Below are 13,834 nucleotides of genomic sequence, written 5' to 3'. Positions count from 1 at the left end.
TGATGGCCCTGTGTCAGCTCGCCTGGGCAAGCCCTGGGCGTGTTTCATCCAGCGCGCGCGCCAATCGCTTCACCAGCCGCACCGGATCGACACTGTCAATATCCTGCGGGATGCGCTGACCATCGGTGTTGTACCACAAAGGCCAGCGGTGACGCAGCAAGCTGTCAAAAACACTGCCAAAACAAGGCGCTTCATCCAGCTTGGTAATAATGGCGCCCGCCAGATGTTGACTCGGAAACGCCTGAATAAACTGGTTCAGACTGTCGCTGTTGGCGGTCGCCGGCATCACCAGCACGCTTTGAATGCGCGCATCCAGACCGGTATCGATTACCTGCTCACGCCACTGACGCAACGCTTCGGCGCTGCCGCTGGTGTCGATCAACACCAGATGATAATGCGCCAGCTCTTGCAGTGTTTCCGCCAGGCTATCGTCTTCACCGAGGGCGCGATAATCCACACCCAGAATCTGACTGACCGACGCCAGGGTATCCTGAGCCCCCAGCTGGTAACAATCGGTACTGACCACCGCCACCTTGGCATGGCCACGGCGCTTGACCGCGCGGGCCGCCAGCTTGGCCAGCGTTGTGGTTTTACCGGCGCCGGTGGGGCCACAGAGTGCCACCACGCCACCTTCGGTCAACGGATCGAACACCGGTACCGACAGGCCAGACGCCAAGCGTGCCAGCAGACGACGCCAGTTGGCATCCAGAGCAGCATCGCGGTTGTAGTGGCGCAACAGCGAACGCTGTACCGATTCACCCAACCCCAGGGCGCGCAAACGGCCTTCCAGTTTTTCCAGCTGAGGCGTTTGTGGCCCCACTACCGGCGCCTGTAGAAAATCGCTTTGCTGTTTGAGCATTTGACGCAGACTGTCGATTTCCTGACGCATCAACGTCATCAACTCCTGGTCGGACTGAGCGCGCAGTTGGGTTGGCTGAGCCTCTGCTTTCGGCGTCGGCCGCTGTGCCGCCTGCTCGACACGCTGCTCGGCTTCCATGGCACGTGCCAGGGGAGAATCCAGTGTCTGATCGGCAGCAAAACTGCTGGTCGCTGAGCGGTCCGGTGCCAGATCACCAAAGGCAGCACGACTGTGCGGCGCCAGATTTTCCAGCAATCCCTTCAGGCTCTCAGTATCCAGCTTGGGCTGGCCATCGTTCTGGCGCGGATGTGCCTTGATAATGGCGTCCGGGTCCGGTGCGGCCGGTCGGTTGGCTTCAAAGCGAGCGAATTCAGCCTCATCGACACCAGCGACAATCTCGGTGCCCTCGGGCAGTTTGCGCGTCGACAGAATAACCGCTTCCGGCCCCAGAGCCTCGGCAACCTGCTTCAGCCCAACCTGCATGCTGGCAACGACAAAGCGTTTCACTTTCATCGATTTATCCTCACTGACCGCCTACCGTGGCCACGATGGTGATGTGTTTATTATCCGGTATTTCCTGGAAACTGAGGACCTTCAATCCCGGCACGCCGTGGCGAACAAAGCGCGCCAACAACATACGGATCGAACCGGAGACCAGCAAAATGGAGGGCTTGCCCTCGCCTTCCAGACGTTGCGACGTCTCTTGCAAAGATTGCTGCAGTCGCTCGGCCATACCCGGCTCCAAGGTCACACCGTCAAGATTTCCATCATTTCCGGCCTGTTGAACTGTCTTCTGCAACAACTGTTCCAACCCGCGATCCAGAGTGATCACCGGTATTTCACGCTCGTTACCAACGATGCCCTGGACGATCATGCGCGACAGTCCCATCCGCGCTGCGCCCGTGAGAATGGCGATATCCTGGCTCTTCGGCTGTAAATTGGTCAGCGACTCGGCAATGGTCCGCAGGTCGCGCACCGGCACTTCTTCCATCAGCAGGTTCTGCAACACCTTGAGCAACTGACTGAGCGTCAAAGTATTGGGCACCAGTTCTTCGGCCAGCTTGGGCGATTTTTTGGTCAGCAGATCCAGCATCTGCTGGGCTTCTTCATGACCGAGCAGTTCATAGGCGTGCTGATGCAGCAGGTGATTAACGTGCGTCGCCACCACCGTACTGGCATCGACCACGGTGTAGCCGAGCGTCTGGGCGCGATCACGCTGCGTCGACTCAATCCACACCGCTTCCAGACCGAAAGCCGGGTCCTGGGTCTTGATGCCATCGAGCGAGCCGAACACCTGGCCCGGATTAATCGCCATATCGCGATCCGGATACACCTCAGCTTCAGCGATACCCACGCCCATCAGCGTCAGCCGATAGGCATTGGGCATCAGATCGAGGTTGTCGCGGATATGAATCGACGGCACCAGAAAACCCAGATCCTGAGACAGCTTCTTGCGAATGCCTTTGATGCGACCGAGCAATTGCCCGCCTTGCGAGCGATCCACCAGTGGAATCAGGCGATAGCCCACTTCCAGTCCGACAATATCGACCGGTTGCACATCATCCCAACTGAGCTCTTTGGTATCACTTTCAGAGCTCGCCACCGGCGGCGCGCCACCGGGTTCGACCTTACCGGTTTTAGCGCTCGCCCCAGCACCACTGGGGGCCGGCGCACCGGGCAAGAAAGATTCACCGGCGGCAACTTTTTGGCGGTAGACAATAAAGAGCGCACCGATCAGACAGATAAACGCCAGTGACAAAAACACGAAATGCGGCATACCGGGCAGCACGCCCATGACACCGATCAGAAAAGCAGCGATGCTCAGCGCCCGAGGCGTGGAGAACATCTGATGCAGAATCTGCTCGCCCATTTCCTGGCTGTTGGAGTTGCGCGTCACCATGATGGCCGCGGCAACCGACAACAACAGCGACGGAATCTGTGCAACCAGACCATCACCAATGGTCAGCAAAGCATAGCGTTCCACCGCCTGACCGAATTCCAACTGATGCTGCAACATACCGATGGCCAGGCCACCAAAGATGTTAATCGCCAGAATCAGAATACCGGCGATGGCATCACCGCGAACAAACTTTGACGCACCGTCCATGGAGCCATAGAAGTCGGCTTCCTGGGCGATCTCAGTGCGGCGGGTTTTGGCGGTTTCGGCATCGATCAGGCCGGCGTTCAGGTCGGCGTCAATTGCCATCTGCTTACCGGGCATGGCATCGAGGGTGAAACGCGCGCTGACTTCCGAGACCCGGCCGGCGCCCTTGGTGACCACGACAAAATTGATGATCATCAAAATGGCAAAGACGATAAAACCAACGGCGTAATTACCGCCAATCAAGACCGCACCAAAAGCCTCGATCACCTGACCGGCAGCGTCACCGCCTTCATGGCCGTAGAGCAACACCACCCGCGTCGACGCCACGTTCAGCGCCAAACGCAATAAGGTCGCGACCAGAATGATGGACGGAAAGACGGCAAAGTCGAGCGGACGCAGTACGTAGATGGTTACCAGCAACACCACGATCGACAAGGCGATGTTAAAGGTGAAAAAAGAGTCCAGAACAAAGGGCGGTACCGGCAGCGTCATCAGGCCCAGTACCAGCAGCAACATCAAGGGCACACCGACGACGCGCTGCGTCATCAGTTTGGCATTGGTGCGGGTGGAGCTGAGAACGGCGCCGCGATCGAGACCGCGTACCTGGGTTCCCAACCCTCTTACATTATCGAGGAAAGCCATCTGTCAATAATCAGGCGAATCTGTAGGTTCACCTTGGTGTTTGCACGGATCGGGCCAGAATGCGATGGCACTCTCAAATTGTTCGGAACAGCGTCACAACCGAGCATGACTTATTGCTGCGGAGGCGGCTCGTCCTCACGCAGATCGTCAGGAATCGGGAAGTCAGGCTTGGCTTCCGGCTTGGGCGCACGCCCTTTGCGCCACTGATCAATTTGATAGACGTAAGCCAATACCTGAGCCACAGCGATGTACAACCCTTCCGGGATCTCATCGCCAATCTTGGTGTGGTAATAAACCGAACGCGCCAGCGGTGGAATTTCCATCACCGGTATTTTGTATTCGTTGGCGATTTCACGAATTTTCAAAGCGGATTCATCGATACCCTTGGCCAGCAGAACGGGCGCCGGCATAGAGTTAGGCTCATACTTCAGCGCGACCGCAAAGTGGGTCGGGTTGGTGATAACCACATCGGCGTCCGGCACATCCGACATCATGCGACGGTTCGCCATTTCACGCTGCAACTGACGAATCTTGCTTTTCACCTCAGGCTTACCTTCGGTGTTCTTATATTCTTCTTTGATCTCCTGCATGGTCATACGCAATTTTTTGGTATGACTGTATATCTGAAAAGGAATATCCAGCGCAGCAATAATCAAAGTACTGGAGCAGATAATTAAAAAGGTCCAGGCCAGCAGTACGACCGCATGTTTAATGGCGGGTTCGGTCGGCTCAAACACCATCGACAGAAAATCGTTTTTCAGGCCGAACAGTGCAATAACGGACACCGTGCCGACCACCAAAACCTTGCCCCAGCCTTTCAGCAACTCAACCAGCGCATTCATCGAAAACATCCGCTTGATACCTGACAGCGGATTAATGCGGCTGGCTTTTGGCGCCGCAGCTTTGGCCGCAAAATTCCAGCCGCCCAAAGCGATGGGACCAACGATGGCGGCGACTAATAACAACGCAAAGACCGGCACCAACGACCAGAGTGCTTCAAAGATCGAAGCTTCCAGATAACGCAGCGCAACGATGGTGTCCCAACTGGCTTGACGATCGAAACTGAAGGTGAACTTCATGATGCCCAGCATCGACTCGCCGACGCTGGGTCCGAACAACAACATACTGACAGCACCGGCTAACAAGACGGCACTGGTGTTCAGCTCACGCGAGCGCGCGACATTGCCTTCTTCTCGCGCTTTCTGGAGTTTTCGTTCCGTGGGTTCTTCGGATTTCTCCTGGGAACTATCGTTCTCTTCTGCCATGACGTCTTACCAGGCCATTAAGTTGCGCATAAAATCGACATGAATGCCGACCAGCTTTTGCACCATGGGATAGGCCGCCCAATAACTGGCCCAGACAATCACCAGACCAGCCAGCATGGAGACCGGAAAACCCAGGGTAAAAACGTTCAGCTGCGGAGCGGCACGCGTCATCACACCGAAAGTCAGGTTGACCAACAGCAAGGCGGCAATGGCCGGCAGTGCCAGCATCAGTGACGCGCGAAACACCCAGGAGCCAAACTCCGCTGCAGCCAGGAAACTGCCCTGGTTAAAACTGATTGGTGCCACCGGCAACACGTCAAAAGAATCGGCCAGCACTTCCAGCACCACCAGATGACCATTAATGGCCAGAAAAACCAGCGTCACCAAGACCTGATACCACTGCGCCAACACAGCCACATTAATGCCGTTGGCCGGATCCACCATCGAAGCAAAGCCCAGGCCCATCTGCATCGAAATAATCTGCCCCGCCAAAACGACCACCTGCAAAATAGCCAGCACCACAAACCCCAGTACCACACCGATTAATATCTGATGCGCGATGATGACCAGGCTGCCCAGACCAGTCACTTCGATCATCGGCATGGGCGGCAAAATGGGGTAAAGCGCCGTGGTCCAGACAAAGGCCAATAACACCCGAACCCGCACCGGCGTCACTCGTGCACCGAGCACCGGCACGATCATAAAAAAGCCAGTGATGCGGAAAAAAGGCCACATATAGTGGCTGATCCAGGAGGCGATCTGGGCGTCAGTCAGTTCCACTTCACTACCCGATCAGGATGGGAATATTAAAAATAATGGTATTGGTGAAATCGACCACCTTAGCGACAATCCACGGCCCGGTGACGATCAAGACCACCAAGGTGATGATCAAACGTGGCAAAAAACTCAGCGTCTGTTCGTTAATCTGGGTGGCGGCCTGAAAGGTCGCGACGATCAAACCAACTATCAGCGAAGGTCCGATAATCACGGTCACAATCACCACCACAATAAACAGCGCTTCGGAAAACAGATCCGCAATGTTGGCAGCATCCATCAGTCAGATTCTCCCGAATTCAGACAAAACTTGAAGCCAGCGATCCCATGATCATGGCCCAGCCGTCGACGAGGACGAACAGCATGATCTTGAACGGCAGCGAAATAATGATGGGTGACAACATCATCATACCCATCGACATCAAAATAGAGGCGACCACCAGGTCGATGATCAAAAAAGGAATGAATAACAAAAAGCCAATTTGAAAAGCGGTTTTTAATTCACTGGTGACAAAGGCCGGAATCAAAATATTCAGCGGAGTCGCTTCCGGTGTTTCAATTTCACCTTCCATATCCGCCAGGCGCACAAAGAGATTCAAATCGGTCTCGCGCGTCTGGTTGAGCATAAAATCTTTCATCGGCGCCAAACCACGATCGATGGCTTCGAGCGGTAAAATTTCTTCGGACATATAGGGTTGGATGGCATCGCGGTTTATCTGCATAAACACCGGATACATGATGAAAAAGGTGAGGAATAATGCCAGGCCAATCAGCATCTGATTCGAAGGAGTCTGCTGCAAACCGATGGCTTGCCGCAGGATAGCGAACACCACAATGATGCGGGTAAAGCTGGTCATCATCATCAGCGCTGCCGGAATAAAGGTCAGCGCCGTCATGATGGCGAGAATTTGAATGGTGACGGTGTATTCCTGACCGCCGTCTTCGGTACCGGTGACGGTCAGAGCGGGAATGCCTTCTGCGTGGGCAAAACCGGCCAGCAGAGAAAGCAGGCCAAAGGCGATGACAATCAGCAGGCGACTGTAATCAGTCGCCAGAGTTTGAGCGGTTCTTAGTGTTCTTTTGATGCTTGGCCAGAGGGTCACTATCCAGTCCTTTCAACAAGCCTTTCATGCGATCGGCGAATGGACTGGTCAGTGGCAACTCTGTCAGATCTGGGGGCTCATCGAAGCGATGCAGGGTATTGATGTTGTTGCTGGTGACACCGAGCAGCAGGTAGTCATCGAACGCCTTCACCAACATCAATTTTTCCCGGGTGCCCAGCGGCATGACCGACAGTACCTTGATGTGACGGTGATTGAAGCTCGTACCGCCAGCCATTCGTCGTACTAACCAGCCACACGCAAAGATAAGGCCAACAATGAAGACCAGGGTTAAAGTCAGCTTAAAATAGTCGCTGCCACCGCCTGGCAGCAGGCTTGAGGACGATGGCTGCGCCCAGCCTGGCAACGACCATAACGCCATCAACAAACCGACCAGGCCTGGATGCGTCAATTTTTTGCTGCGGGTGTCAAAACCCATGACATTACCTCAGCCGCTGAATGCGTTCTTGCTGACTGACCACATCGGTCAGGCGGATACCGAACTTCTCGTTCACCATCACCACCTCGCCATGCGCAATCAGCGTACCGTTGACCAGCACGTCCAAGGGTTCACCGGCCAGACGATCCAGTTCGATCACACTGCCCTGGTTCAGCTGCAACAGGTTGCGAATCGGAATCTGGGTGTTGCCGACTTCCATCGAAATGGTCACCGGAATATCCAGAATCACATCCAGGTTCGGTGTGTCATCGCTGCTGCCCGTGCTGGTCGGCGCGCCCGGTGGCGTTACCTCGAACTCTTCCAGCGGCGCCCGTGGGTTGGCGTCAGCACTGACATCATTGTCATCGCTGTCGTCATCACCGGTTTCACCGGCTTCGGCCATGGCCGCTGCCCAGTCTTCAGACAGCGCTTCGTCTTCGCCGCCTTCTGCGTTGTTCTCGTCTTCGTTTGGCAGATCGTCATCACTCATCTTGATTCTCCTGCTTGACCGCCTCGTTTATGGCCTCGACGGCGTGTTCTTCCCGTTTTTTCTGGCGTTGGCCCATCAGCCGCGTTTTCAGATCACCGACATCACGGGAGTTCGTCTTGACCGGCTTAATCACTTTTAATGCAAGGTTCTCGCCGGATTGTCCCAATTTACATTCGAATAACGGCACCTGATTGGCCGTCATGGTGATGCTCTCGGGCAGATCGATCGGAATGATGTCGCCCGCTTCCAGTTCGACCAGATCGCGCAGCTTGATATCGCGTTCCACCACCTTGGTGTTGATCGGCACTTTGGCGCGCAGAATGTCGTGGCGCAGTGAATCGATCCAGCGATCATCGACTTCATCGACGTCACTCTGCACACCGGCATCCAGCACTTCGCGCACCGGTTCAATCATCGAATAAGGCATGGTGACGTGCAGGTCACCGCCGCCGCCATCGAGCTCGACGTGGAAGGTCGACACCACCACCACCTCGCTGGGCGATACGATGTTGGCCATGGCCGGGTTAACTTCCGAGGAGACGTATTCGAAATCGACATCCAGCACCGCCGCCCAGGCTTCTTTCATGTCCTGGAACACCTGCGACAGCACCATCTGCACCACGCGGATTTCCGTCGGAGTAAATTCCCGGCCTTCGATCTTGGCGTGACGACCGTCACCGCCGAAGAAGTTGTCCACCAGTTTGAACACCAGCTTGGCGTCGAGAATAAACAGCGCTGTGCCGCGCAATGGCCGCACTTTCACCAGGTTCAAACTGGTCGGTACATAGAGGGTATGGACGTATTCACCGAACTTGAGAATCTGAATCCCGCCGGTGGCCACATCCGCGCTGCGCCGCAAAAAGTTAAACATGCTGATGCGGGTATAGCGCGCAAAACGTTCGTTGATCATCTCCAGGGTCGGCATCCGGCCCCGGACAATGCGGTCCTGGCTGGTCAGGTCGTAGGTCTTGACCCCAGTGCCGTCCCCGGCGTCCTCTTCTTCAACGGCGCCGTCGTCAATGCCGTGTAAGAGCGCATCAATTTCGTCTTGTGAGAGTAAGTCCTGCACGGGACCCCCTATTGCATGACAAAGCTGCGGAACAGCACAGTTTCAATACCTGGCCTGCCGAGGCGCATTTCCATCACATCCTGGATGGTCTTGGTCAGATCTTCGACCAATTGCTCTTTGCCGTCGGCTGTTCTCAGGTTGTTAAAGTCCTGCTCGGACAGGACTTCCAGTAAATTATTGCGAATCAGCGGCATATAGGTATTGGCGGTATCAATCACCGCATGATCGCGCGCCACGATGCTCAGCTCCAGCTGCAGGAATCGCGTCCGCGCCCCGACGCTGTAATTCACAATAAAGGGCGGCTGCAACGCCAGATAAATAGCCGGCCCATCCGTTAACATCTCGGTCGGCGGCGTCAGCGGAATTTCCTCCGGCTCCGGTGGCGCTTCTTCTTCGCCACCGCGTCCGAGAAAGAACCAGGTTGCCGCCACCGACAAGATGGCAATGACCACAGCACCACCAATCACCATGATCAATAACTTCAGTCGACTCTTGCCACCGGCTTCTTCGCCTGTCGTGGGGATCTCTTCCTCTGCCATACGCTCGCTCTCTTACTGCTGCCGGGCCCTGCATAAGTCAGGGTGATGCTCACATTCTAGCGGACTGTGACGCCATAACTAAACAAAGTGATCAACCAGTCCCATCGGCCGGCCTGATGCGGCCGCCAGCGGTGCTTCCTGATCCAGACCGTCATCACCCTCGCCGCCGCCACGGCGGTTGCCGCTGCCGTCACCGGAGTCGGCATTGCCGTTGGACGATTGATCGCGTACATCCAGATTCGACAGGTTCAAGCCCTGCTGCTCCAGAATCTCACGCAGGCGCACGCTCTGACTTTCCAGCGCTTCACGCACCTGAGGGTTGGGCGAGGTGATCTGCACCTGAGTCTGATCATGCTGCACCGTTACCTTGATCTCCAGGGTTCCCAGTTCCGGCGGATCCAGACGAATGGTGGCGTGTTTGATCTCGCCTTGCGACATCATCTGAATGCGTTCACTCAACTGACGGCTGACCTCGGCAGACACCAAGGGCCGGTCCACCCGTTTCAGATCCAGCACCTGGGGCTGCTCGGGCGTGTCGCTCTGTGACAGTGACAAATTGACGACCTGATTGCTGTCACCGGAAGCACTGACGGCGCTGCTTAACGCCGCCACCCGGGTTTCAGCGTCGGTTTTACTCGTCAGGGATTCACGCGCCATCTTCACCAGGGTGGTGTTGAAGGCCACATCGTGACTGACCGGACTGGCCGGAGCCAGCAACAAAGCCTGCTCAGGACGGCTGTTATCCAGAGTAATCGGCAGGCTGCCGCTGGTGGCGCTGTTCTGAACGCTTTGCAGCAGACGCGCCACCATGACCGCTGGCGACGGTGTTTTGCCATCGGATTCAAGGCTGCCTTTGCCATTCAAGGCATCGGCCAGAGTGCGTAATTCCTTGGACAGCACCGGCGCTGCCTCAGCAACGGCACCTTTATCGCTGCCGTTGGCCATGGCGTCCAACTGCTCCAGCCAACTGCTGAACTGGCCGCCCAGTTCATCCAGCACCTGCGTCAATTGTTCAACCTGCTGCCACTGCTCGCCATCGGCTGCGGCCAACTGTTCCGGGGTGATGTTCAGCTGTGGCGGGTTTTTGACCCAGGTGGTCATGGCGTTGATAACGGTTTCGGTCTGAACCAGGTTCAGGCCCAACTCTTCATGGAGAAAATTCTGCAGCCGCTCAACCGCCTTGGGATCAATCACCAGGGTATCAGCGGTGATCCATTGCTCCACGGTCTCGCTCGGCAGCTCGATACCCAGTTGCGCCAGCGCAGCTTCAACATCAAAGTCATCAGCGTCAACGGAACCATAACCATCGACCGAAACATCACCATCAACAGAATCATCACTGTTGAGGGCCGCATCGCTGTTGCTGCCACCATCAGCAGCGGACTGGTTCTGTTCGACCACCTCGCGCAAGGGTTTGACGCCCAGTAATTGCGCAATCGTCTCACCCAGGTCCTGCAGGCTGCTGTCGAGATCATCGAGCGCCTCGCCAGCCTCTTCCGTTGTCGGTCCCAGACCAAAAAGCCGGGCCAGCCAGGAGGTCGAAGGCAGACCTTCGCTCTTGAGATTCAAGCCATCCTCGTCCTCGCTGACCTGCAAATCCAGGCTGGGCAGTACGCTGCTGTTTGGCGTCATTGTTGTGCCCGGCAAGACTCCCTGCGCCACCACAACATCCGGCAACATGCCGACCAAGGCTTGCCGCTGCAGCGGCAAATTCTGACCCTCAACCCCGTCACCCAAGGCATTCCCCAGCGCCGCTTTTAGCAGCTGTGGCGTCAATACGGGGGCCTGCTCAGCGTCAATCGACAGCGGGCGTGGCGCCGTCTCTGTGGACAACAACCGCGCGAATATTCCATTGGAAGCCCCGTCACTAGTGACTTTCAGGGCATCGGGGGTTGTGCCTGGTGATAGGCTGACGGGTTTTAGACTGGCATCCGGGCTGGTCAAAAACAGCATGAGTGCTCTCTTTTGCAGTGTTCAGGACGATGGTGTCCACAGTGAACATAGCAATGGCCGGGCCAGCTTTGGAAAAAACGTCAATCAGAGATAATGTTCGTGCAACAGCCGATCCACCTCGGCCAACTCGTCACCCATATCCGCAACCAGAGAGTCGACTGTTGTCAGTTGATCCACAGCGGCAAGATCTTCCAGACGACGACAGAGTTGCGCCAGATGAGGAGCCCCCACGTTCAGACAACTGCCTTTAAAACTGTGGGCCGTACTGCGTACCATCTGAGCATCCGGTCTGGCTTGTTGCAGCAGCTCAACCAATTCGGCATAACGCTGGCGGGCATCGCCCAGAAAGGTGTCGATAAGGTCGCTGAATTCATCCTCCAGCAAGATGCGCAAGTCGGCCAGAGCGGCCTCATCCAGATGCTGTTCAGGCTGGTCAGCTGTCATGGTGTGTTATCCGTTTGCAGGCACATCACTCCTGGCTGGGCGAGGCCAGCACAGGGTGGCGCGAACCTGGTTACCGGTGTCATTGAATTCGAGTTCATCGCATAGCTGCCTTACTAATGCCAAACCGCGTCCACTGTAGTCCGGGTTATCGGTCAGACAGCGCAGGTCTTGATAACCATAGTCAAAACCCGGACCGGTATCGCTGATCTCAAACACCAATTCGCCGCCATCGCCACTGGGTCGATGGCGTATTTCCAAACAGACCCGGCCGCTTTGCAAATTAGCCAATCGCTGTTCCCGTAAACGGTAATACTGGGCAAAACCCTGAGGATCCTGCTTCAGACGGGAATCCAGACCGAGTACGCCATGTTCGAGCGCGTTGTTGAACAATTCGGCCAGCACGGTATAGAGCAAGCCGCTGAGCGTGCGCAGCCCTTCTACCTCGGTGAGAATGTTCAGCACCAGCGGCAAGGGATTAAAAGCGCCCAGACTCTGCGGCCCAAGCTGCAAACTCATCTGCCAATCCATGGGTCCACCGATGGACGCTTTATTGCTGTGCAACAGCGGCAGGCCCAATACATCCAGATCGACCATGGTGGCGCTCAACAGCGTGATGTCATCGTCGCGACCACTGCCACCGATAAAGGCGTCGACGGCATCGAGAATGTCATCGAACAACCGCTCAGGATCTTTAGCATGGGTGAACAGCGCATCCAGACGAGCCTCTCCGAACAATTCCCCGGCCGCGTTATGGCTTTCGACAATGCCATCCGACCACAGAAAAACGCGGTCACCATTATGCATGCGGTAATCATTGGGTTGCGGCGAAAAACTGCGCGGTTTTAATACCCCCAACGGCAGATTGGTTGACGGCACTTTTTCGACTTCGCCACTGTCACTGCGATAGAGATACACCGAGGGCACGCCACCGACCCAGATGCGCGCCAGCTTATTGGTCACATCCAGATCGACCATGGCACCGCAGCAAAAAACTTCGGTCGGTAAAATGGTGTGCAACTTGGCGTTGATTTCCCGCAACACATCTTCCATGGCAAAACCTTTTTGGGTCATGCCATAAAAGATTTCCGCCACCGGCATGGCACCGATGGCTGCCGGCAGACCGTGACCGGTGAAGTCGCCAAGAAACAACGACAGGCCACCGTCGGGTTTGCGCTCCGCCAGAACAGTATCGCCATTGAAAACCGCCAGCGGTGACAGCGAATGACGCAGATTGGGCAGCGCCAGACAACCGGAGTGAGCGACGTTATCAAAGACCGTCTTGGCAACTTGCTGCTCCAGCAGCATCTGACGGTTGTGGGACTGCAATTGATCGTGCATGCGTCGCATGCGACCAAAGGCGTTGATTTTGGCTTTGAGGATGACCCGGTTATAGGGCTTGGACATAAAATCATCGCCGCCACTTTCCAGACAGCTGGCCAGCGATGAAGCATCCTGAAGTGAGGTCAGGAAAATGATCGGCACCAGTTGATTACCGGCGCGTTGCTTGATCAGACGACTGGCTTCCAGGCCATTCATCTTCGGCATCAAGGCGTCCATTAAAATAATGTCAGGGACGCTTTCGGTAAATCGCTCCAGCGCCTCGATGCCATTACTCGCCTCCACCACCCGGTGGCCTTCCTGTTGCACAATGGCGCTGAGAATCCGACGGTCGGTTTTACTATCGTCGGCAACCAGAATGGTGAGCGGGGCGCTGGACATGGCAGACGCAGTTATTCGATCCGAAACAGTTGTCCAAAATTGGATATGGATAGAATTTTGCGAACGTCTTCGTTGCAATTAATAATGCGAATGTCGGAATTATCGCCACCGGCATGATCGCGCAATAACAACAACATACCCAATGCCGAACTGTCGAGGTAAGTCGCCTCACCCATATCTATGATGTAACCCTGGATGTTGGGGGCTGCATTCTCATAAATCTGGCGAAATTCCTGGTGCGAACTGAAATCGAAGCGGCCGGTAATTTTAATGGTAATTTCTGTACCGTTGTCATTGGGTATTGCCGAGACGGTCATAGCGGTTCCTCTAGTCAGGCGGTGCGCCTTGAACTCATTGTAGCCGGCTTTATCGCAGCCGCCAGCCAGGCCATGCGGTTAGTCCAAAGTGCCCGGCCAGCGCCACTGTAATGTCTGTTT

At 55.8% G+C, this 13,834-nt stretch carries 14 protein-coding genes; all 14 read right to left on the bottom strand.

Annotated elements, in window-relative coordinates:
* Window positions 1–13: 13 nt before the first annotated feature.
* Window positions 14–1,372 carry a flagellar biosynthesis protein FlhF gene (flhF, locus tag ACXAE6_RS13870; RefSeq protein ID WP_475149400.1) on the bottom strand — a complete coding sequence of 453 codons (1,359 nt, stop codon included), beginning with the start codon at window positions 1,370–1,372 and terminating at the stop codon, window positions 14–16.
* A 10-nt stretch (window positions 1,373–1,382) separates the two neighbouring features.
* Complete coding sequence (gene flhA, locus ACXAE6_RS13865; RefSeq protein WP_475149398.1) at window positions 1,383–3,605, bottom strand: flagellar biosynthesis protein FlhA; 2,223 nt, start codon at window positions 3,603–3,605, stop codon at window positions 1,383–1,385.
* Window positions 3,606–3,715: 110 nt separating this feature from the next.
* Window positions 3,716–4,870, bottom strand: a complete 1,155-nt coding sequence (gene flhB / locus ACXAE6_RS13860) for a flagellar biosynthesis protein FlhB (protein WP_475149394.1) — start codon at window positions 4,868–4,870, stop codon at window positions 3,716–3,718.
* A 6-nt stretch (window positions 4,871–4,876) separates the two neighbouring features.
* The gene (gene fliR, locus ACXAE6_RS13855; RefSeq protein ID WP_475149391.1) at window positions 4,877–5,650 is read right to left on the bottom strand and encodes a flagellar biosynthetic protein FliR; all 774 of its coding nucleotides are present in this window, start codon (window positions 5,648–5,650) and stop codon (window positions 4,877–4,879) included.
* A gap of 4 nt (window positions 5,651–5,654) precedes the next feature.
* Window positions 5,655–5,924, bottom strand: coding sequence for a flagellar biosynthesis protein FliQ (fliQ, locus tag ACXAE6_RS13850; RefSeq protein WP_475149387.1), 270 nt, complete (start codon window positions 5,922–5,924; stop codon window positions 5,655–5,657).
* Window positions 5,925–5,943: 19 nt separating this feature from the next.
* Window positions 5,944–6,675 carry a flagellar type III secretion system pore protein FliP gene (fliP, locus tag ACXAE6_RS13845; protein ID WP_392804193.1) on the bottom strand — a complete coding sequence of 244 codons (732 nt, stop codon included), beginning with the start codon at window positions 6,673–6,675 and terminating at the stop codon, window positions 5,944–5,946.
* Between the two features lie 13 nt (window positions 6,676–6,688).
* The gene (fliO, locus tag ACXAE6_RS13840) at window positions 6,689–7,183 is read right to left on the bottom strand and encodes a flagellar biosynthetic protein FliO (RefSeq protein WP_475149385.1); all 495 of its coding nucleotides are present in this window, start codon (window positions 7,181–7,183) and stop codon (window positions 6,689–6,691) included.
* Window positions 7,184–7,187: 4 nt separating this feature from the next.
* Window positions 7,188–7,673 (bottom strand): flagellar motor switch protein FliN, encoded by a 486-nt coding sequence (fliN, locus tag ACXAE6_RS13835; protein ID WP_475149381.1) that lies wholly within the window; start codon window positions 7,671–7,673, stop codon window positions 7,188–7,190.
* On the bottom strand, window positions 7,666–8,742 hold the full coding sequence (gene fliM, locus ACXAE6_RS13830; protein WP_392803848.1) for a flagellar motor switch protein FliM: 1,077 nt from the start codon (window positions 8,740–8,742) through the stop codon (window positions 7,666–7,668). Before fliM ends, fliN begins: the two co-directional genes overlap by 8 nt.
* An 8-nt stretch (window positions 8,743–8,750) precedes the next feature.
* Window positions 8,751–9,281, bottom strand: a complete 531-nt coding sequence (locus ACXAE6_RS13825; RefSeq protein ID WP_475149376.1) for a flagellar basal body-associated FliL family protein — start codon at window positions 9,279–9,281, stop codon at window positions 8,751–8,753.
* Window positions 9,282–9,359: 78 nt separating this feature from the next.
* Window positions 9,360–11,234 (bottom strand): flagellar hook-length control protein FliK, encoded by a 1,875-nt coding sequence (locus ACXAE6_RS13820; protein WP_475149372.1) that lies wholly within the window; start codon window positions 11,232–11,234, stop codon window positions 9,360–9,362.
* Window positions 11,235–11,318: 84 nt separating this feature from the next.
* Complete coding sequence (locus tag ACXAE6_RS13815) at window positions 11,319–11,678, bottom strand: Hpt domain-containing protein (RefSeq protein ID WP_475149370.1); 360 nt, start codon at window positions 11,676–11,678, stop codon at window positions 11,319–11,321.
* 6 nt (window positions 11,679–11,684) lie between these two features.
* On the bottom strand, window positions 11,685–13,397 hold the full coding sequence (locus ACXAE6_RS13810; RefSeq protein ID WP_475149368.1) for an ATP-binding SpoIIE family protein phosphatase: 1,713 nt from the start codon (window positions 13,395–13,397) through the stop codon (window positions 11,685–11,687).
* A gap of 11 nt (window positions 13,398–13,408) precedes the next feature.
* Entirely contained in the window at window positions 13,409–13,714 is a 306-nt protein-coding gene (locus ACXAE6_RS13805) for an STAS domain-containing protein (RefSeq protein ID WP_475149365.1), read from the bottom strand.
* Between the last annotated feature and the right edge of the window lie 120 nt (window positions 13,715–13,834).

The organism is Saccharospirillum sp. ABV4_185 (assembly GCF_056159245.1).
The sequence above is the reverse complement of the archived record's forward strand: the minus strand, read 5'-3'. Positions and strand labels throughout refer to the sequence as shown.